Annotated in this window: 24 protein-coding genes; 10 read left to right on the forward strand and 14 right to left on the reverse strand. The window is 69.1% G+C overall.

Features of this window, described 5'->3' with window-relative positions:
- The first annotated feature begins 252 nt into the window (after positions 1-252).
- A complete protein-coding gene (locus tag AAFN86_RS00565) occupies positions 253-945 on the forward strand; it encodes an HAD family phosphatase (RefSeq protein ID WP_347541252.1) in 693 nt (230 codons plus the stop codon).
- An 87-nt stretch (positions 946-1032) separates the two neighbouring features.
- Here AAFN86_RS00565 and AAFN86_RS00570 read toward each other — a convergent pair whose 3' ends face one another.
- The 3 genes from AAFN86_RS00570 to AAFN86_RS00580 all read right to left on the reverse strand — a co-directional run bounded on the left by AAFN86_RS00570 (position 1033) and on the right by AAFN86_RS00580 (position 3499).
- Positions 1033-1917 (reverse strand): TauD/TfdA family dioxygenase, encoded by an 885-nt coding sequence (locus AAFN86_RS00570; RefSeq protein ID WP_347541253.1) that lies wholly within the window; start codon positions 1915-1917, stop codon positions 1033-1035.
- A 322-nt stretch (positions 1918-2239) separates the two neighbouring features.
- Complete coding sequence (locus AAFN86_RS00575) at positions 2240-2776, reverse strand: carboxymuconolactone decarboxylase family protein (protein ID WP_347541850.1); 537 nt, start codon at positions 2774-2776, stop codon at positions 2240-2242.
- Between the two features lie 147 nt (positions 2777-2923).
- A complete protein-coding gene (locus AAFN86_RS00580) occupies positions 2924-3499 on the reverse strand; it encodes a peroxiredoxin (protein WP_347541254.1) in 576 nt (191 codons plus the stop codon).
- Positions 3500-3797: 298 nt separating this feature from the next.
- Here AAFN86_RS00580 and AAFN86_RS00585 point away from each other — a divergent pair, with 298 nt between their 5' ends.
- Positions 3798-4826: an LLM class flavin-dependent oxidoreductase gene (locus AAFN86_RS00585; protein ID WP_347541255.1), complete on the forward strand. Its 1029-nt coding sequence runs from the start codon at positions 3798-3800 to the stop codon at positions 4824-4826.
- A 24-nt stretch (positions 4827-4850) separates the two neighbouring features.
- Here AAFN86_RS00585 and AAFN86_RS00590 read toward each other — a convergent pair whose 3' ends face one another.
- The 10 genes from AAFN86_RS00590 to rpsF form a co-directional block, all read right to left on the reverse strand.
- A complete protein-coding gene (locus tag AAFN86_RS00590; RefSeq protein ID WP_347541256.1) occupies positions 4851-5627 on the reverse strand; it encodes an ATP-binding cassette domain-containing protein in 777 nt (258 codons plus the stop codon).
- Entirely contained in the window at positions 5624-6409 is a 786-nt protein-coding gene (locus AAFN86_RS00595; protein WP_347541257.1) for an ABC transporter permease, read from the reverse strand. Before AAFN86_RS00595 ends, AAFN86_RS00590 begins: the two co-directional genes overlap by 4 nt.
- Positions 6410-6413: 4 nt before the next feature.
- The gene (alr, locus tag AAFN86_RS00600) at positions 6414-7487 is read right to left on the reverse strand and encodes an alanine racemase (RefSeq protein WP_347541258.1); all 1074 of its coding nucleotides are present in this window, start codon (positions 7485-7487) and stop codon (positions 6414-6416) included.
- On the reverse strand, positions 7484-7936 hold the full coding sequence (locus tag AAFN86_RS00605) for a GNAT family N-acetyltransferase (RefSeq protein ID WP_347541259.1): 453 nt from the start codon (positions 7934-7936) through the stop codon (positions 7484-7486). The genes alr and AAFN86_RS00605 overlap by 4 nt, the downstream gene beginning before the upstream one ends.
- 171 nt (positions 7937-8107) lie before the next feature.
- Complete coding sequence (locus tag AAFN86_RS00610; RefSeq protein ID WP_347541851.1) at positions 8108-9625, reverse strand: replicative DNA helicase; 1518 nt, start codon at positions 9623-9625, stop codon at positions 8108-8110.
- Positions 9626-9709: 84 nt separating this feature from the next.
- Positions 9710-10936, reverse strand: a complete 1227-nt coding sequence (locus tag AAFN86_RS00615; protein ID WP_347541260.1) for a cyclopropane-fatty-acyl-phospholipid synthase family protein — start codon at positions 10934-10936, stop codon at positions 9710-9712.
- Between the two features lie 271 nt (positions 10937-11207).
- The gene (gene rplI, locus AAFN86_RS00620) at positions 11208-11777 is read right to left on the reverse strand and encodes a 50S ribosomal protein L9 (RefSeq protein ID WP_347541261.1); all 570 of its coding nucleotides are present in this window, start codon (positions 11775-11777) and stop codon (positions 11208-11210) included.
- Positions 11774-12679, reverse strand: a complete 906-nt coding sequence (locus AAFN86_RS00625; protein ID WP_347541262.1) for a hypothetical protein — start codon at positions 12677-12679, stop codon at positions 11774-11776. Before AAFN86_RS00625 ends, rplI begins: the two co-directional genes overlap by 4 nt.
- A 24-nt stretch (positions 12680-12703) precedes the next feature.
- Positions 12704-12979 carry a 30S ribosomal protein S18 gene (rpsR, locus tag AAFN86_RS00630; RefSeq protein ID WP_347541263.1) on the reverse strand — a complete coding sequence of 92 codons (276 nt, stop codon included), beginning with the start codon at positions 12977-12979 and terminating at the stop codon, positions 12704-12706.
- 6 nt (positions 12980-12985) lie between these two features.
- Complete coding sequence (gene rpsF, locus AAFN86_RS00635; RefSeq protein ID WP_347541264.1) at positions 12986-13459, reverse strand: 30S ribosomal protein S6; 474 nt, start codon at positions 13457-13459, stop codon at positions 12986-12988.
- 221 nt (positions 13460-13680) lie between these two features.
- Between rpsF and AAFN86_RS00640 the strand changes: the two genes are divergently transcribed.
- From AAFN86_RS00640 to fabG, 4 genes are all read left to right on the forward strand, one after another.
- Complete coding sequence (locus AAFN86_RS00640; RefSeq protein WP_347541265.1) at positions 13681-14490, forward strand: class I SAM-dependent methyltransferase; 810 nt, start codon at positions 13681-13683, stop codon at positions 14488-14490.
- A 96-nt stretch (positions 14491-14586) separates the two neighbouring features.
- Positions 14587-15546: an ACP S-malonyltransferase gene (gene fabD / locus AAFN86_RS00645; protein WP_347541266.1), complete on the forward strand. Its 960-nt coding sequence runs from the start codon at positions 14587-14589 to the stop codon at positions 15544-15546.
- Positions 15543-15962, forward strand: a complete 420-nt coding sequence (locus tag AAFN86_RS00650) for a GNAT family N-acetyltransferase (RefSeq protein ID WP_347541267.1) — start codon at positions 15543-15545, stop codon at positions 15960-15962. The genes fabD and AAFN86_RS00650 overlap by 4 nt, the downstream gene beginning before the upstream one ends.
- A gap of 51 nt (positions 15963-16013) precedes the next feature.
- Positions 16014-16754, forward strand: coding sequence for a 3-oxoacyl-[acyl-carrier-protein] reductase (gene fabG / locus AAFN86_RS00655; RefSeq protein ID WP_347541268.1), 741 nt, complete (start codon positions 16014-16016; stop codon positions 16752-16754).
- Between the two features lie 194 nt (positions 16755-16948).
- On the opposite strand, the gene AAFN86_RS00660 is transcribed toward fabG, so the two are convergent.
- The gene (locus AAFN86_RS00660) at positions 16949-17161 is read right to left on the reverse strand and encodes a hypothetical protein (protein WP_347541269.1); all 213 of its coding nucleotides are present in this window, start codon (positions 17159-17161) and stop codon (positions 16949-16951) included.
- Between the two features lie 238 nt (positions 17162-17399).
- Here AAFN86_RS00660 and AAFN86_RS00665 point away from each other — a divergent pair, with 238 nt between their 5' ends.
- The 4 genes from AAFN86_RS00665 (at position 17400) to AAFN86_RS00680 (ending at position 19370) form a co-directional block, all read left to right on the forward strand.
- Positions 17400-17771: a low affinity iron permease family protein gene (locus AAFN86_RS00665; protein ID WP_347541270.1), complete on the forward strand. Its 372-nt coding sequence runs from the start codon at positions 17400-17402 to the stop codon at positions 17769-17771.
- An 83-nt stretch (positions 17772-17854) separates the two neighbouring features.
- Positions 17855-18040 (forward strand): hypothetical protein, encoded by a 186-nt coding sequence (locus tag AAFN86_RS00670; RefSeq protein WP_347541271.1) that lies wholly within the window; start codon positions 17855-17857, stop codon positions 18038-18040.
- A gap of 34 nt (positions 18041-18074) precedes the next feature.
- Entirely contained in the window at positions 18075-19130 is a 1056-nt protein-coding gene (locus tag AAFN86_RS00675; RefSeq protein ID WP_347541272.1) for an alpha/beta fold hydrolase, read from the forward strand.
- An 18-nt stretch (positions 19131-19148) separates the two neighbouring features.
- Entirely contained in the window at positions 19149-19370 is a 222-nt protein-coding gene (locus AAFN86_RS00680) for a hypothetical protein (RefSeq protein ID WP_347541273.1), read from the forward strand.
- The last annotated feature ends 4 nt before the right edge of the window (positions 19371-19374 follow it).

Raw genomic sequence — 19374 nt, forward strand, 5'->3', positions numbered from 1 at the left:
GAACTCACGATTGCGTGCTTTGACGCTGATCAATTGGTCGCTTGCCCAGCCGTTCCGGCAGGTTGCCGAGAGTGTGGTCGCGCGCTTTCATTCGCGCCAGCTTGCGCGCTGCGTCCTGCTGCAGTGTCCGCCATCGGCGGTCATGACACGAAGGCGGTGCGTGCTTGCGGCCCACGGGCCTTGGGCCAGGCCGAAGGGTCGGCCATCGCGGCCATTCGAATGGTTCGATAGGCAGCAGCTTCGGAGAGACGGATGTCACTGTCGCGCATGCCGGACGGCATCGTCTTCGACATGGACGGATTGCTGTTCGACAGCGAGGCGCTGTATCGCGACGCCGCGCGCGCAGCGGCGGCCGAGGCAGGTCGCGACCTGCCGGACGCAGTGTTCGCCAGCCTGGTCGGTGGCGTCTGGCCGGACAACCGGGCGCGGCTATTGGCCCATTTCGGCGAGGATTTCGCCGTGGACGCCTATCAGGCCGAATGGATGCGCCACTACGCCGCGCGCGCCGCCGATGGGCCGGCGCTCAAGCCCGGAGTGCGCGAGATGCTGGTGCTGCTGGATGGCCTCGGCCTGAAACGGGCGATCGCGACCTCCTCCTCGCATGAGGCGGTGCAGCGGAACCTGGCGGCGCATGGCCTCGCCGGCTGCTTCGATGCGGTGGTGGCGCGTGGTGACTATGCGCGGGGCAAGCCGGCGCCCGACCCCTTTCTACGCGCGGCGGACAGGCTCGGCGTCGCGGCCGATGGCTGCCTTGCGCTGGAGGATTCGCCCCATGGGGTGCGTTCGGCATCGGCCGCGGGGATGGTGGTGGTGATGGTGCCCGACCTGGTGCCGGCGAGCGCGGCGGATCACCACCTTTGCGCCTTCGTCGCGGCGGATCTGCATGATGTGGTCCGGGCAATCGGGGCGCTCGGCGCTGGCGCGGCGTCGCGTCATTCCCGGTAGGGCAGGTCGGACGCTGGAGGGCGCAGAGCCCCTCCCATCTGTTCCCAGCCGTCGTGTCTACCGGGCGAAACCCTCCGTGGTCACGTCTTACGCCGCCTGCTGTTCCAGTGTCGGGGCCACGTCTTGCAGCGTCACTCGGCGCATGTCGCGCGGATGGACGCTGTCCTCGAAGGGTCGGGCGCGATGCATGGTGCAGCGGTTGTCCCAGATCACCAAGTCGTTCTGCCGCCATGTGTGGCTGTGCACGAAGTCGCGGCGCGTCGCGTGTTCGGCCAGTTCGCGGATCATCATCATGCCTTCGGGCACGGGCATGCCCTCGACGCGCCCGATATGGGCCGAGAGATAGAGCGAGACACGCCCGGACCCCGCATGCCGGCGCACCAAGCGCTGCGGCACCGGGGCGAAGGCTTTCTTCTCCTCCTCGGTGTAGGCATCGAAGCCGAGCTGGGCGCGGGAATAGATCAGCGAATGCCAGGTCGTCAGGTTCCGCAGCCTCGCCTTGTCCTTGTCCGGCAGCGCATCCCAGGCGGCGCGCATGTCGGCGAATTCGGTCTCCCCGCCCTCGGGCGGGATGATGCGCGCATGCAGCATGGAATAAAGCGCGGGCGTGGCCTTGAACGATGAATCGCTGTGCCACAGCCGGTTGCCGAGATTGAACATCCGCCGCCGGTCATCGGCCTTCAGCAGCGAGCCATCGGTGTCGAGGTTGGAGATGTCATTCATCTCCTTGTGCTTCAGCCGGTGCTTGTCGGCATCGACCGTCGCGCGGGTGCCTTCCAGCGTGCCGAGGGCGCGGCCGAAATCCATCTGCTGGTCATCGTCGAGAGCCTGGCCGGGGAAGACCAGCACGGCGTACTGGTCCATGGCGCGATGCACCTCGGCCGCCTGGTCGGGAGTGAGGGGCTGGCGGAGGTCGAAGCCCGCCGCCTCGGCGACGAACAGCGGGTGCAGCGGCTTGAGCGTCAATGGCATGGGCGGTTCCTCCGACCGACCCGGTCCCGGCGGGCCGGGTTCTCGTCGCGAAAGCGTCGCGCCGGTGGGGGAGGGGGTCAAGACGCGTGGCACCGCCCGGCCCCGCTGCGCGCCTTTCCCCGCATCCGGCAGCAGCCACATGGGAGGGAGGCAGATCATGGGACACGGATGCCGCGGCGGCCCGGTCGGCGCGGAGCCGCGGGCAGGGGCGCGATGCGCCAGGGGCTGACGGAACGATCCACCGGGCCGGACCCGGCGATCCCGGCAATCGAAGCCGCAGAACGCGGATGGCGGCCTCCGGCGACCGCCATCCTGCATGGCGTCAGGCGGCCGGGGCGAGCGCGTCCTCCGCATCCAGCACGCCGGCCACCGCATGCACCACGGCGGCGATGCGCACGGCGGCCTGCACCGCTTCCTTCGACAGGCCGCCATGCAGGACGACCTTCTCATGCGCCTCCATGCACATGCCGCAGCCATTGATGGCGGAGACGGCGAGCGACCACAGCTCGAAATCCACCTTGTCCACCCCGGGCTTCGCCATGACGTTCATGCGCAGCCTGGCGGGGAGGTTGGCGTAGTCGCCGCCGACCAGGTGCGTGAAGCGGTAATAGACGTTGTTCATGCCCATGATGGCGGCCGCGGCCTTGGCGGCGGCGAGCGCTTCGGGCGACAGCTTCGGGGCGAACTCGGCGAGGATCGCGCGCGTCACATCCGCATTGCGCGCGGCGATGGCGCTGGCGACGAAGGTGCCGGCGAGCTGCTGCTGGTTCAGCACCGGCTCCATGGCCAGCGAGCCGAGATTGAGCTTCAGGTCCTTGGCGTGTTCGGGCAGGCGGGCGCGCAGGGCTTCGAGGGACACGGTGGCCTCCAGGTCAGACATGTCCCGCGTGCCCGATCAGGGCGCGCGGGACCGGGGAGTCTAAGGGGGGGCTGCCTGCCCCCCTTTCCGCCATGCAGGCAGGGTTGGTGTCGCGGCTGCCTGCGTGGCGGATCACGAAGGCAGCCGTCAGGCCGCCTTCTCGAACAATTCCTGCGGCTTCAGCACGTCCTTGCCCTTCTCCCAGTTGCAGGGGCACAGCTCGTCGGTCTGCAGCGCATCCAGCACGCGCACGACTTCCTGCGGGTTGCGCCCGACATTCAGCCCGTTCACCGAGGCCCATTGGATCGTGCCGTCCGGATCGACGATGAAGGTGGCGCGCAGCGCGACGCCCGCATCCTTGTCGAGGATGCCGAGTGCCGAGGACAGCTCGCGCTTCACGTCGGCCAACATCGGGATCGGCAGGTCGCGGATGTCGTCGTTGTAGACGCGCCAGTTCAGGTGGACGAACTCGCTGTCGGTCGACGCGCCGTACAGCACCGCGTCGCGGTCGGCGAATTCGCCGGCCAGCTTGCCGAAGGCGGCGATCTCGGTCGGGCAGATGAAGGTGAAGTCCTTCGGCCAGAAGAACACGATCTTCCACTTAGCGGCATCGGTTTCGTTGGTGATCTCGGTGAAGGACACGCCGGGGCCGCCGAGGCCCTCCTTGCCGCCCTTGACGGCGGTGAGCGCGAAGGTCGGGAACTTGTCGCCAACGGTCAGCATGATGGTCAGGCTCCTTGGATCTCGTCGGGCCGGCGGCCCGTTGTGCGGTGCGGTAGATGCAGCGCAGCATTGCGATGGGGCAGGGATTCTGTCCAATGGATTTCTTCGAGAAATTCGATTGATCGGATCGATTTGATCGAATTGACGGCGCGCGCGATCAGGACCCCGCCGCAGGCCGCGCGTCGGCGGGAGGGATGGCCCTCGGCGCATTCCCGCCCTAGGCTTCCGACTAGCAAGGCGGCCGCGCCGGGACCAAGGCCACCTGCGGGGAAGACGCCTCTGACCGCTGGAGATCCGCATGCGCGTTGGCGTTTTCCTGTTCCATGAATCCCGCAACCCATCCGCCGATGCGCAGGTCATCGACGAGGCCGTGCGCGAGGCGCGCCTGGCCGAGGATGAGGGCATGGATGCCGTCTTCCTTGCCGAGCATCACTTCGACGGCAATTGCGCCTATGTCGATCCGCCGACCTTCGCCGCCGCCCTCGCCATGGCGACCACGCGCATCAAGATCGGCTTCGCGGTGCTGCAAAGCTCACTGTATCACCCGCTGCGGATGGCCGAGCAGATCGCGCTGATCGACAACCTGTCCAAGGGCCGGCTGATCGTGGGCCTCGGCCGCGGCAGCATGGTGAACCTGCACGAATACAAGGGCTATCAGATCGACCCCACCAGCGCGCAGGACCGCTTCGAGGAGATCGAGAAGATCCTGCTGCAATGCTGGACGGGGGAGCCAGTCCGGCATGAGGGCAAATACTGGAACATCGACATCCCGATGCTCCGCCCACTGCCCTACACCAAGCCGCACCCTCCGATCCTGCGCTCTGTGGCGTCCGAGGCATCGCTTGTCGGCCAGGCGCGGCAGGGGCGGCCGGTCATCATGGCGGCGGCGACGGCGGCGGGTGCGGCGCGCAACATCGACATCTACCGCAAGGCGGCGACGCAGGCCGGCATCAGCGACCCTCAGATCGACCGCGCCATCGCCGAATCCTGGGTGTCGCGCACCGCGATCATCGCGCCGACGGATGAAGAAGCGCAGACGGTCGGCATGCCGTATTTCCGGCAGATGCAGCAATATCGCGCGGCGCAGAGCTCGGCCTTCGAGCAGCGCGCGGCCGACCAGAACAAGCAGGCCGCACCACCGCTGCAATGCGGGTCGCCCGCGACGGTGATGGAGGATTTCACCACCCTCGCGGCAACCGGCATCGGCGGCGTCAGCATCCGCTTCCGCACTGGGCCGATGCCCGCGGCGTTCTCGGCGCGGGCGCTGAAGCTGTTCATGAAGGAGATCGCGCCAAGGGTCAGGAAAGGCGAGCCCGTCGCGGCCTGAAATTCCGTGCCGCTGCGGCGGATCCTACCGCCGCAGCTCCATCTGGATCGGCCCGTCGCGTTCACCCCGCGCGAACTGGTCCACCATGGCGTTGCCGGTTTCCCCCAGCACCGAGGCCGCACCGGTCCAGACGATCTTCCCCTTGTGCAGCATCGCCGCGTCATCGCCGATGCGCCGCGCGCTCGCCATGTCATGGGTGATCGACACGGCGGTCGCGCCCAGCCGCTTCACCACATCCACGATCAGCCCGTCGATCACCGCCCCCATGATGGGGTCGAGGCCCGTGGTCGGCTCATCGAAGAAGATGATGTCCGGCTGCGCGGCGATGGCGCGTGCCAGCCCGACGCGCTTCTGCATCCCGCCCGACAGTTCCGATGGCGACAGGTCGCCCACCGACGCCGCGAGCCCCACCTGTGCCAGCACCTCCGCCGCCTTGTCGCGCGCCTTGGCCCGCGTGATGCGCTTCTGCGCCAGCAGCTTGAAGCAGACATTTTCCCAGACCGGCAGGGAATCGAACAACGCCCCGTTCTGGAACAGCATCCCGATCCGGTCGTTCAGTTCCTCGCGTTCCCGCCGGGGCATGGCCAGGATGTCGCGGCCATCCACCTCGATGGTCCCGGCATCGGGCGTGATCAGCCCCAGGATGCACTTGATCGTGACCGACTTGCCCGACCCCGACCCGCCCAGGATCACCATCCCGTGCCCGGCCCGGATATCGAGGTCCACCCCATCCAGCACGCGCTTTTTGCCGAACGCCTTGGATAATCCGCGCAGGCGGATCTTCGGGATCACGCCGGTCATCGGGCGAAGAACATCTCGGTCAGGATGTAGTCGAAGGCGAGGATCAGGATCGAGGACGCCACCACCGCCGTCGTCGTCGCCGCGCCCACGCCCTGCGCCCCGCCGCGGCTGTTATAGCCGCACCAGCAGCCCATCAGCGTGATGACGAAGCCGAACACCGCCGCCTTCACCAGCCCCGACACGACGTCCATGAATTCGAGGAAGTCCATCGTTGCCTTGAGGTAGCCGGCCGAATTGAAGCCGAGCTTCGTCGTCCCGATCAGCCAACCGCCCATCACGCCGAGGATATCGGCCACCAGCACCAGGAAGGGCAGGGCCAGCACGCCGGCGACGAGCCGGGGCGTCACCAGGTACTTCATCGGGTTGGTGGACAGCGTGGTCAGCGCATCGATCTGGTCGGTCACCCGCATCGTGCCGATCTCGGCGGCGAAGGATGCGCCGATACGCCCGGCGACCATCAGCGAGGCGATGACCGGACCCAGTTCCCGCGTGATGGACAGCACGACGACGTTGGCGACCGCGCCCTCGGCATTGAAGCGCGCGAAGCCGGTATAGGATTGCAGCGCCAGCACCATGCCCGTGAAGATCGCCGTCAGCGACACCACCGGCAGGGAGAAATAGGCGATCTCGATCAACTGTCGCAGGAACAGCCGCGCATAGAAGGGCGGGCGCACCAGATGGGACAGCCCATCCAGCGCGAACAGCATTAGCTCGCCCACCACGCGGCAGGCCGACAGCACGCCGCGACCGATCGCCGCGACGGGGTTCAGCACCAGGTCCAACCGCTCAGCCCCGCAGGTAGTCGCGCGCGTAACGTGCGCCGAGGCTCGTCAGCACCTCATACCCGATGGTGCCGGCCCGCGCGCCGACCTCATCCGGGCTGCACCCGTCGCCGCCGATCAGCGTCAGCCGGTCGCCCGGACCAATCTCCGGCAGGTCTGTGACGTCGAAGGTGGTCAGGTCCATGGACACTCGCGCAACGAGGGGGACGGACCGGCCGCGGAATTCGGCCACGGCACGGCCCGACAGGCTTCTCAGGTAGCCATCCGCATAGCCCACGGCAACCGTCGCGATGCGCGTCGGCCGCGGCGCCGTCCATGTCCCGCCATAGCCGACCGGCGTTCCGGCCAGGATCTCCCGCACCTGGAGCACCGGCGCCTCCAGCCGCATCACCGGCCGCATCGGGTTCGGATGGCCCGGCGTCGGATTGATGCCATAGAGCGCGCAGCCCGGCCGCGCGAGGTCCGAAGCGAAACCTGGCCCGAGGAACAGCCCGGAGGAATTGGCGAAGGACCGGCGCAACCTCGGCAGTCCTGCACAGGCCGCGGCAAAGCGCGCCGCCTGCGCCGCGTTCATTGGATGCGCCGGTTCATCCGCGCAGGCGAGATGCGTCATCACATAGTGGAGATCGAGCCCCGCCAGCATGCCGTGATCGGCCGAGATGAGGGCGAGTTCCTTCGCATCGAGCCCCAGCCGCGCCATTCCGGTATCGACATGCAGGATGGCCCGGCGCCCCACCCCCGCGGCCCGTCCCGCCGCCGCATGGGCGGTCACGTCGCCCAGCGAATTCAGCACCGGCGTCAGCGCTGCATCGCCATCGGCGCCCGGGGCGAAACCGCCCAGCACGCCAATCATCGGCCCGGGGCCGATGGCCGAACGCAGGGCGACGCCCTCGGCCAGCAAGGCGACGAAGAAATGCCGGCAGCCCGCGGCCCGCAGCGCCCGTCCGATCTCGGCTGCACCCAGCCCGTAGCCATCGGCCTTCACCACCCCCGCCACCGCCCCGGGCGCCCCGCGGGCCGCCAGGTCGCGCCAGTTGGCGACGATCGCCGGCAGGTCGATGGTCAGCGTCGCGATCATCCAAGATCCTTGCGGTACAGCAGGAAGCCGCCATGCGCCGCGACCCGGTCATACAGTCGCCGCGCCGTCGCGTTGGTCTCATGCGTGTGCCAGTAGACGCGTTCCGCGCCGGCCGCCCGCGCATGGTCATACAGTGCCGCGATCAGCGCGCGTCCCACGCCGCGCCCACGCAGGTCCGGTGCCGCGAATAGGTCCTGCAGATAGCAGGTGCTGCCGGCCAGCGAGGTGTTCCGGTGGAAGATCATGTGCGCGAGCCCGACGAGACGCCCGCCATCCTCCGCGACCAGGCAGTCCATCGGCTCCAGCGCGTCGAAGAAGCGGGACCAGGTCAGGCGCGTGATCGCGTCCGCCGGCGCCGTGGGGCGATGCCGGCCGTAGAAGGCATTGTAGCCGAGCCAGAGCGGCAACCAGGCGTCGAAATCCTCGGGGACGGCGCGGCGCACGATCATGGTCTCATATCCCTGGCGCCGACGGATCGGCCGCTGGTCCGGCGCCTTGCAACGGACCGGGACCGCACGGCGCGACCGCTCCCAGCTGCTGCGCTGACGCATGGATGTATGGCGCGCCCGCGGATGCGAGCGCCGGCGATTAAGACGCGGAAGGCGTCGGAGCCGCCACCCTCACTCACGCATCGGCTCGTCATGCGTGGTGTCGAGGTCGCCGAAGCGGGTGAACTCGGCCTCGAAGTAAAGCTTGATGGCGCCGGTCGGGCCGTGGCGCTGCTTGGCGATGATCAGCTCCGCCTTGTTGTGCGCCATCTCCATGTCCTTCTGCCACTTGTCGACAGCCTCGTGGAACTTCTCGGGGTTGTCGAAGGTCAGCTCCTTGGGCGCACGCTGCATGAGGTAGTAGTCGTCACGATAGACGAACATCACCACGTCGGCGTCCTGTTCGATCGAACCCGATTCGCGCAGGTCGGAGAGCTGCGGGCGCTTGTCCTCGCGCGATTCGACCTGGCGCGACAGCTGCGACAGCGCGATCACCGGCACCGAGAGCTCCTTGGCGATCGCCTTCAGACCCTGGGTGATCATCGAGATTTCCAGCACGCGGTTTTCCGGCCGCGTCCCCGCCGCCGGGCGCATCAGCTGGAGGTAATCCACCACGACCAGGTCCAGCCCCTTGGTGCGCTTGAGCCGCCGGCAGCGCGTGCGCAGCGCCGAGATGGTGATCGCCGGCGTGTCGTCGATCCACAGGGGCAGGGCGGAGATCTCGCGGCTGACCTCGACGAAGCGGTCGAAGTCGCGCTGGCCGATCTCGCCGCGGCGGATGCGGTCGCCCGAAATCCGCGCTTCCTCCGACAGAAGTCGCGTCGCCAACTGGTCCGCGCTCATTTCCAGCGAGAAGATCGCGCATCCGCCGCGGGGCACGGCGTTGGGGTCGTTCTCGCGTGCCGCGCGCAGAATGGATTTCGCCGCGCCGAAGGCGATCTTGGTCGCCAGCGCGGTCTTGCCCATGCCCGGCCGCCCGGCGACGATCAGCAGATCCGACGGATGCAGCCCGCCCATCTTGGCGTCGAGGTCGCGCAATCCCGTCGGCAGGCCCGAGACGCCGCCCGGCGTGCTGAACGCCTTCTCCGCATTCTTGACCGCCTCGATCAGCGCGCGTTCGAAGGACACGAAGCCGCCATCGCCGGCGCCACCTTCCTTTGCCAGGTCGAACAGCGCCTGCTCGGCGGCTTCCAACTGGCCGCGGGCGTCGAGTTCCGCCTCCGCCCCGAAGGCGCGGTTCACCACCACCTCGCCAAGGTCGATCAACTGCCGCCGCAGATAGGCGTCGTAGACGACGCGCCCGTATTCGCCGGCATTGATGATGCCGACCATCGCCGAGAGCAGCTGCGCGAGATACGCCGGCCCGCCGACTTCATCGAGCAGCCCGGAATGTTCGAATTCCGCGCGCAGCGTGACGACATCGGCCAGCTGCCCGGCTTCCACCCGCCGCTGGATGCCCTGGTAGATGCGGCCGTGGATGGGGTCGGCGAAATGCTCGGCGGCGAGGAATTCCGAGACCCGTTCATAGGCCTTGTTGTTGGCGAGCAGGGCACCGAGCAGCGCCTGTTCGGCGGCGAGGTTGGACGGCGGCAGGCGCTGGGAAAGCCCCAGCAGGCCGTCGGGGGAGGCAGGCGCGTCGAAGCTGTTCATTGTCATCGGTATAGCGCGCCCGCCCCGCCCCGGCGCCTGGCGATTCGCGCCCCGGCCTGGGGATAGCGGGGATGATCGCGGCCTTCAGGCTTCCGCCTGGGTCTGGGCCGCCGCTCGTTCCGCCTCCCACATGTAGTCGCGCGTCAGCGGCAGCGCATCGATGCTCCGCGCTAGCTGCATCTGCCACACCATGTGCCCCATGCAGCGGAAGGACAGCTCCGCCCCCGCCAGGTAGAACTCGAACATGCGGCAGAAACGTTCGTCGGTCAGGCTGGCAATGGCGTCCCGATTGCCGGCGAAGCGCGCGCGCCACTGCGCGATCGTCTGGGCGTAGTGCAGGCGCAGCACCTCGATGTCGGTGACCAACAACCCGGCCTTCTCGACCTTCGGCAGGACTTCGGACAGGGCAGGGGAATAGCCGCCGGGGAAGATGTACTTGGCCAGCCAGGGGTTGGTGGAACCGGGCCCGTCCGACCGTCCGATGGCGTGGACCAGGGCGACGCCATCGGGCTTCAGCGCGCCGCGCACGGCACGGAAGAAGCGGCGATAGTGGCTGATGCCGACATGTTCGAACATGCCGACCGAGACGACGCGATCGACCGGCTGCGTCCAGTCGCGATAATCCAGCAATTCGAAGCGGACGCGGTCGGACAGGCCCGCTTCCGCCGCCCGCTGCCGCGCAACGGCGAGCTGTTCGGCCGACAGCGTGATACCGGTGACTCGCGCGCCCCAGTCGCGTGCCAGGCTGATAGCCATGCCGCCCCAGCCGCAGCCGATGTCCAGCACCTCGAGCCCCGGCCGGTCGAGCCGCAGCTTGGCCGCGACATGGCGCTTCTTGGCGGCCTGCGCCTGTTCCAGCGTTTCCGACCCGGTGGCGAAATAGGCGCAGGAGTATTGGCGGTCGCGATCCAGGAACAGCGAGTAGAGCCGCCCGTTCAGGTCGTAGTGATGCGCCACGTTGCGCCTGGACCGGCCGGCCGGATTGAGCTGGTCGATGCGCCGGCGCGCCAGGCGCAACACCTCCATCGCGCGTTCGGCCGGGTGCGTGCCACCCCGCATCATGTTGACGACGAACAGGTTGAGCAGGGTGAAGATGGAGCAGCCATCCGGCTCGATCTCGCCGGCCATGTAGCCTTCGCCGAAGGCAAGCGCGGGGTTGAAGGTCATGCCGCGCAGGGCTCGTGGCGTCACGATGCGCATGGCGGCCTGCGGGCCGGGCCCGCCGATGTAGTGGCGCTGCGTGCCGTCCGGGTACTGCACGGAAAGCCTGCCGTGCTGGATCAGGCGTCCGAGGGCGAGGTGGAACAGCATACGAGGCTCCTCCTGGCAGGGGAGGAGATTTGCAGATCAGCCAGGTGCAGGAAAAGACGTTCGTGCGATGCGACGCCGCCCCATGCGTCATCATGGTTTGGCCAGCCGGCATTTCGGCCGCCGGGCGCATCAACCGCCTTTGATCCCGGCGAGCCCTGCCATCCGGCGCCATAACCCCGCCAGGGGCCCGCAGGCCCCTGGCGGGGAGGCTTGGAGGGGCAGCGCCCCTCCATTCCGTCAAAGGCGAGAGGGGCGAGCCCCTCGGCCGCGCTCAGCGATCCGCGTCGGCCTGCCCGGCCGCGAGTTCCGCCGCGAGTTCGGCTTCGAGCGACGCCGCCTCGGCCTCGTCCTCGGCTTCCACGCGCTCGCCGCGCGCCTGCTTCTCGGCTTCTTCTACCGAGCGCGCGACGTTCACCGCCACCGGGATCGAGACTTCCGGGTGCAGCGCGACCTGGACGGTGGCGATGCCGACCGACTTGATCGCTGCGCCCATCAGCACTTGGTCGCGGCCCGTGGTCAGGCCGGCGGCCGTGCAGGCCTCGGCGATGTCGCGGGTCGACACGGACCCGTACAGCGCGCCGCTCTCACCCGCCTGGCGGATGATGGTCACGGACAGGCCGTGCACGCGCTCGGCGACGCGCTCGGCTTCGTCGCGGCGCTTGATGTTCTGCGCTTCCAGCTGGGCGCGCTCGCGCTCGAAGCGCGCGAGGTTGTCCTTGTTGGCGCGGATGGCCTTGCCGCTGGGCAGCAGGAAGTTGCGCGCATAGCCGGGGCGCACCTTCACCAGCTCGCCCATCTGGCCGAGCTTGTCGACGCGCTGCATCAGGATGAGTTCGATCATGATCTGCCTCCGGGCGGGCTCGTGCGCCGCCCCCATTGCTCGTAGAAACCGAAGGCCGTCACCGCGACTGCGGCCGGCACGCTGAGGATGACAAGCCCGGTGTAGAAGATGCCGAGCATGAAGTGGCGACCGGGACGACCGGCGGAGCGGCGGTGGATCGCGGCGATGCCCTGCAGGAACACCGGCAGCAGCAGCACCAGCATGACGGACAGCGCGACCACGTCACCCTCCCCGCCGAAGGCGAGCCAGCCGGCGGCGCCGGCGCCCGGCAGGGCCGGGTACCAGAAGGGCAGTCGCACCTCGCTCCAGCGCGGGGTCGGCGACAGGGCGAGGCCGGTCCGCGCCAGGGCGGATTGGGCGGCCGCCCCGTTCACCGAGAGCGCGACCGCCGACCAGAAGCCGACCGCCGCCGCCATCACCTGCACCAGTTCCGACACCGGGAACTGCGCGGCCGAGGCGCCCATGCGCTGCAGCCCCTGCATCACCGCCGTGCGGATCGCCCCTTCAAGCCCACCGGCCATGCCTGCGAAGGCAAGTCCGGCCAGCATGATGACGATGGCCGGCCAGATGCCCAGGACCGCGAGCGGCACGCCGAGTTCGATGCGCCCCTGGCGGAACCCGAAGGTGACCATCAGCAGCGCCGGCACCGCGAAGGCCGCCAGGAACACCACCATCGGCAGCATCCCGGAGATCGCGAGGTGGATCACCGCACCGATGCCGGCGGCCCATGCCATCGCAGCCGGTCCGAAGCCCAGGCCGGCGGCGAACAGCGGCAGGGGCGTCAGCCAGAAGGCCGCGAAGCCGAGCGGCAGCCCGCGCATGGCCCATAGCGAGAGGATGGCGGCGGTGAGACCCGCCGCCGTTCCCGCCAGCCAGCGCGGATTGCCGAGCACGCTGCCCATGGTCGGATGCCCCGGTCCCCGTCGTCAGTCGTTGATGACGTAGGGCAGCAGCGCCAGGAAGCGGGCGCGCTTGATGGCCTGGGCCAGTTCGCGCTGCTTCTTGCCGGACACCGCCGTGATGCGGGACGGGACGATCTTGCCGCGCTCGCTCAGGAAGCGGGACAGCAGGCGGACGTCCTTGTAGTCGATCTTCGGCGCCTGCGGCCCAGAGAACGGGCAGGACTTCTTGCGCCGATAGAACGGACGGCGGGCGCCAACGGCCGGGCGACGGCCGGCGGGGGTCAGGTCGGTATCGGACATGATCGCTTACTCCTCCATCCCGCCGGGGCCATCCATGTCGTCCCGCGGACGCGCACGGAATTCCTCGCGGTCGTCGCTGCGCTCGCGGCCACGGCCGGACCCGAAGCGGCCCGCCGGGCGGGGGCCGCGGAAGCCGCGGTCGCGCTCACGGTCGTCGCCACGCTTGGCCAGGACGGCCGACGGCGCCTCGTCGAGTTCCTCGACGCGGATCGTCAGCGACCGCAGCACGTCCTCGTTCAGGCCGAGCTGGCGCTCGACTTCCGGCAGCGCGGTGCCGGGAGCGTCGATACCGAGGAGCATGTAATGCGCCTTGCGGTTCTTCTTCACCTTGTAGGCGAGGCCGCGCAGGCCCCAATATTCGCGCTTCTTAACCTCGCCACCGCCTTCGGCGATGAGGGTGGCCACCTGCTCGGCGATCGCTTCGACCTGCTGCTGGGTGATGTCATTGCGTGCGATGAACACGCATTCGTAGAGCGGCATGGGATCTCCCTATGGCTGGCTCAGCCCTGGCCCCGGAATAGGGCACGCAAACGGGCATAGCCGGGCGATTGCCTCGCGCCCGGCAGGGGAGGGCGGCGTAAAGCACGGGCGGGGGGTGGAGGCAAGGGCGGAGTGGTGTTTGCCGGTCGGCCGGCGGAATTGTTCCGCCGCCAGTGCCATTGGCGTGCCACCATGGCGCCACGGGTGCCCGGAGGACGTCGATGTCTGCTTCCTCGACCTTCAATGCCACCGACGGCGATGCCTATGAGGTCCAGATGGGGCGCTGGAGCCGCCGGCTCGCCGAGCCCTTCCTTGATTTCGCCGGGCCGGCCGGGGCGGGGCATGTGCTCGACCTGGGCTGCGGCACCGGCAGCCTCGCGCTCGCCCTCGCGGCGCGGGAGCCCGGATGCCGCATTTCCGGGGTGGATTTCTCTGCCGCCTATGTCGAACACGCCCGGACGCGCACCGCCGATCCGCGGCTGCACTTCCAGGTGGGCGATGCCTGCTCCATCCCGTTCCCGGCCGGCAGCTTCGACGGCGTCCTGTCCCTGCTGATGCTGCATTTCGTGCCTCGGGCGCCCGATGCCGTCGCCGAGATGCGCCGCGTGGCCCGCCCCGGCGCGGTGGTGGCGGCGGCCGTGTGGGATGCCCGTGGCGGTTTCGTCGCGCAGCGCGTCTTCCTCGACACGGCGGCGGCGATCGATCCGCGTGCCGATACCCTGCGTGCGCAGAACTGCATCCGGCCGATGACCCGTCCCGGCGAACTCGGCGCGGCCTGGCGGGCCGCAGGCTTCGCCGAGATCCGCGAAACCGCGCTGACGATCCGCATGGACTACGCCGGTTTCGACGATTTCTGGAGCCCGTACATGGGCGGGCAGGGGCCTGCGGCGGCGTTCGTTTCGGGTCTCGACCCGACGGCGCAGGGGCAACTCAGGGACGCGGTGCGCCGCGCCTATATCGATGGCGAGCCGGACGGCCCGCGGTCCTATGCCGCCACGGCCTGGGCGGTGCGCGGCGTGGCGCCGGCCTGAAGTCCCCAGCCGGCCCGCGTCGGCGGTTGACAAGCGCGCCCCCGCGCCGCATCCCGCGCCGCCATACCCACGGTAACAACACGGAAACGCGCGCACATGGCAACCGCCTTCGTCTTCCCCGGCCAGGGCAGCCAGGCCGTCGGCATGGGTCGCGACCTCGCCGAGGCCTTCCCCGCCGCCCGCCACGTCTTCCAGGAAGTGGACGACGCGCTGTCGCAGAAGCTGTCGAGGCTGATGTGGGAAGGCCCGCCGGAGGACCTGACCCTGACGGCCAATACCCAGCCGGCCCTGATGGCCCATTCGCTCGCCGTGGTGCGCGCGCTGGAGTCCGAAGGCGGTTTCGTGTTGGCCGACAAAGTGACGCTCGTCGCCGGCCATTCGCTCGGTGAATACAGTGCGCTGACCGCCGCCGGCGCCTTCGATGTCGCCACCGCTGCCCGCCTGCTGCGCCTGCGCGGGGAAGCCATGCAAAAGGCGACCCCGCCCGGCACGGGGGCCATGGCCGCGCTGCTCGGCGCCGAGATCGACCTCGCGCGCAGCATCTGCGAGAAGGCCGCCCCGAACCCCGAGACCGGCAAGTCCGAGGTGGTCGAGGCCGCCAACGACAATGGCGGCGGCCAGGTGGTGATCTCCGGCGCGAAGGCCGCGGTCGAGCGCGCCATCGAGATCGCCAAGGCCGAGGGCGTGAAGCGCGCCATGCTGCTGCCGGTTTCCGCCCCGTTCCATTGCGCGCTGATGGCCCCGGCCGCCGATGCGATGGCCGAGGCCCTGGCCAAGGCCGACCTGCGCGCGCCCATGGTCCCGGTCGTCGCCAACGTCTCCGCCGCCAAGGCGACCGACCCGGTCGAGATCCGCGACCTGCTGGTCAAGCAGGTGACCGGGACCGTTCGCTGGCGCGAATGCGTCGCCGCCATGGCCGCGATGGGTTGCGACCGCTTCGTCGAAGTGGGCGCGGGCAAGGTGCTGACCGGGCTGATGAAGCGCAATGCGCCCGAGGCGACCGCCCTGGCGATCGGCACGCCGGCCGATGTCGAAGCTTTCCTGAAATCGCTGTGACGCACATCGAACGCCTCGCGGCGCCGGAGCCATCGGACGAGGCGGCGATCATGGCGGTCCTCGCCGAGGCCAATGCCGGGTCCGGCTGGCCCCATATCCGCGAGGCCATCCTGCTGCAGATCCGCGATGGGGATGGCGCGGTCGCCGGCGGGCTGGTCGCGCGCATATCGTGGCAGTGGCTGTATGTGGAGACGCTGGCCGTTGCACCGGCCCTGCGCGGGCAGGGCTGGGGCCTGCGCCTGATGGAAGCGGCCGAAGCCACCGCCCGCGAGCGCGGCTGCATCGGCGCGCGGCTCGACACCTATTCCTTCCAGGCGCGCGGCTTCTACGAGAAGCAGGGCTACGCCGTGACCGGCACGCTCGAGGATTGTCCGCCAGGCCATGCGCGCTACAGCCTGGCCAAGCGCTTTCACTGACCCTTTCGCAGACACGACCAGGCGGCCGGGCCGTCACCAGGAGATCGCGACATGTTTGACCTGACCGGCAAGACCGCCCTTGTCACCGGCGCCACCGGCGGCATCGGCGAGGCCATCGCGACCGCGCTGCACGCACAGGGCGCGACGGTCGCCATCACCGGCCGGCGCGAAGCCGAACTCGCCCGCGTGGCCGAAGCCCTGGGCGGGGCGCGCGTCATCATCGCCCCCGCCGACCTGACCGATCCCGCGGCCCCGGCGGCGCTGGTCGAGAAGATCGAGACCGAAGCCGGCGGCCTCGACATCCTCGTCAACAACGCCGGCTTCACCCGCGACATGCTCGCATTGCGGATGGGCGATTCCGACTGGAACGCGGTCCTCGACGTGGACCTGACGGCGCCGTTTCGCCTGGCGCGCGCGGCACTGCGCGGGATGATGAAGAAGCGGTCCGGGCGGATCGTGTCGATCGCTTCCATCGTCGGCGTGACGGGCAATGCCGGGCAGGCGAACTACGCGGCCGCCAAGGCGGGCCTGATCGGGATGTCGAAATCGCTCGCGCAGGAAGTCGCCACGCGCGGCGTGACGGTCAATGTCGTCGCCCCGGGCTTCGTGAAGACCGCGATGACCGATGTGCTGGGGGAGGCCCAGAAGACTGCGCTGCTGTCGCGCATCCCGACCCAGCGCATGGGCACGCCGGAGGACATCGCGGCCGCCGTGGTGTTCCTGTCGAGCACCGAGGCCGGCTGGATCACCGGCCAGACCATCCATGTGAATGGCGGCATGGCGATGATCTGAGGGTCTGTTTGAGACCCCGGCACCGGGGCGCACCCCCACCCGGCCGCCCGACGACAGTTTGCTGCTTTGGGTGGCCGGGTGGGGATGCGGGCTGGTGCCGATCCGGGAAACGCACCTCTCGGCGTATTTTCCAAACAGGCTCTAACAACCCGATGCCGGGGCATGCGCCCCGGCATCGTGGACGCGCCGCTATGTCAGTAGCGTGTGGGCGGCACGACCACCGACCCGGGCGGCGCATAGGTGGTTACGCCGGGCTGGACGACGGTCGCGCCCGGCAGGGTAGCGGGGGACTGCTGCACCACGACCGGGGTGGGGGAGGCCGGCGGCGGGTTGTTGACCGTGCAGGCACCCAGCCCCAGCAGACCAAGGGCTGCCGCGCAGGATGCGGCGCGAAGCGTTAAGCTCATCGTCGACTTCTCCTTTGGGCCGCGTGGTGCTCTCGGTGCCACCGGCCAGCCACGCTCGTTGGATGAGCGAACAGACCTTCCAACGCTGACGGGCGCTGCGGGTTGCCGCTGCATGCCAGTCAGCGCGGCATGGCGCGCGGCCAAACCGGGACCGCCGAGGCCGCGCATGACCGCTTCGTCACGCAACCGCGATAGCATTCGGATGTTCCCGATGGGCCAGGCGTGAAGGGAGACACCGATGTCCAGGATGTTCGAGGCCGCGGCGCAATGGGCTGGCCGCCAAGCCGGCCGCGCCTCGACCTTCCTCGTGGCGCTGGCGACGATCGGGCTCTGGATGGTGTCCGGGCCGCTGTTCGGGTTCTCCGACACCTGGCAGCTGGTGATCAACACCGGCACGACGATCATCACCTTCCTGATGGTCTTCCTGATGCAGAACACCCAGAACCGCGACACCCGCGCCCTGCAGCTGAAGCTCGATGAACTGATCCATGCGACCAAGGGCGCGCAGGACCGGATGATCTCGCTGGAAGACAGCACCGAGGAACAGCTGGACGCGGTGAAGCGGCGCTTCGACGCGCTGCGCGATGCTGCCCATCCAAACGACAGCTGACGGTCCCGAGGTGCTTCCGGCAGCGACCTTGTTCCTCGTCGGCGACCCGAGCAGATCGCGCCTGACTGTCATCAGCCGAGCGCGTGAAGCTGCTCGCCCAAACTGAAATTGCATCGATTTACGACAGCACGATCCGGCGCAGATCACTCCAGTCTGGCTGGATCGCCCGGCAGACCGAACATCGGAAAGGCGGCATGGCGATGCCCTGGAGCGCGTGCGCCGCAAGCCACGGAAAGCGGCGGTGGCGGCACGACCTGACCTTCGGTTAGCCTCTCGGACAAGAAAACCGAGGAGGATACGACCATGCGCCTGTTCCGCCGCGCGGCGCTGCTGCTGCCGCTGCTGCTCGTCGCCACCGCCGCCGTGGCGCAATCCCCCGCCACCCCGCCGCCACGCGAGACCACCTGGACCGCCACCGGCTTCCGCTTCCACAGCGGGGAGGTGATGGATGTCCGGCTCGGCGCCATCACGCTTGGCGATCCCGCGAACCCCGCCGTCCTGATCCTGCACGGCACCTATGGCACGGCGCGCGGCATGCTCTCCGCGGCCTTCGGCGGGCAGTTGTTCGCGCCGGGCCAGCCGCTGGATGCGGCACGCTACTTCATCATCATCCCCGACGCACTCGGTGTGGGGAATTCGTCGAAGCCGTCGGACGGGATGCGCGCATCCTTCCCGCGCTACAACTACGACGACATGGTCGCCGCACAGCACCGGCTGGTGACGGAAGGCCTCGGCATCCGCAGGCTGCGGCTGATCCTCGGCAATTCGATGGGCGGCATGATGGCCTGGACCTGGGCCACCAACTTCCCCGATGCGATGGACGCGATCGTGCCCATGGCGTCGCAGCCCACGGCGATGGCGTCGCGCAACTGGATGATGCGGCGGCTGATGATCGAGAGCGTGCGCCAGGACCCGGCCTATCAGGGCGGCAACTACACCACGCAGCCGCCATCGCTGCGCCTGGCCAATGTGATGTACGGCACCGGCACCAATGGCGGCATGCTGAACCTGCAGCGCAGCGCGCCGACGCGTGAGGCCGCCGACCGGCTGGTTGACCAGCGCCTCGCCGCCACACCGCCCGCCGACGCCAACGACTTCATCTGGCAGTGGGATGCGAGCCGCGACTACGATCCGGAGCCGAAGCTCGACCGCATCCGCACCCGCGTGCTGGCGATCAATTCCGCCGACGACGAACGCAACCCGCCCGAGACCGGCATCACCGAACGTGCCATCGCCCGCATCCCCAATGCCCGGCTGCTGCTGATCCCGGCGAGTGCGGAGACGCTCGGCCACGGCACCACCGGCAATGCGCGGTTCTGGCGGGAGGATCTCGCGCGCTTCATGCAGACCCTGCCCTGAAGGCGGCGTGACGCGGCGATGCGTGCTGCCGATTTTCCGCTTGCATCGCCGCGATCGTTTTGCGTATTCGCCGCGCCCTCGGTGGAAATCACTTCGCCGAGGCTTCGTGTGTCACCCATGTCGTCGATAGCGCATCGCATCGTCGTCGCCTGCCATCCGACCGGGTTTATCCCCGGCCGGCCGGCATGGCTGCGCGACGCGCTCGTCGGCAATGCCAGGCCTCAACCGGTCCTCGCCTGACACA

The sequence above is a fragment of the Roseomonas sp. CAU 1739 genome, assembly GCF_039839775.1.
In the GTDB taxonomy this organism is placed as follows: domain Bacteria; phylum Pseudomonadota; class Alphaproteobacteria; order Acetobacterales; family Acetobacteraceae; genus Neoroseomonas.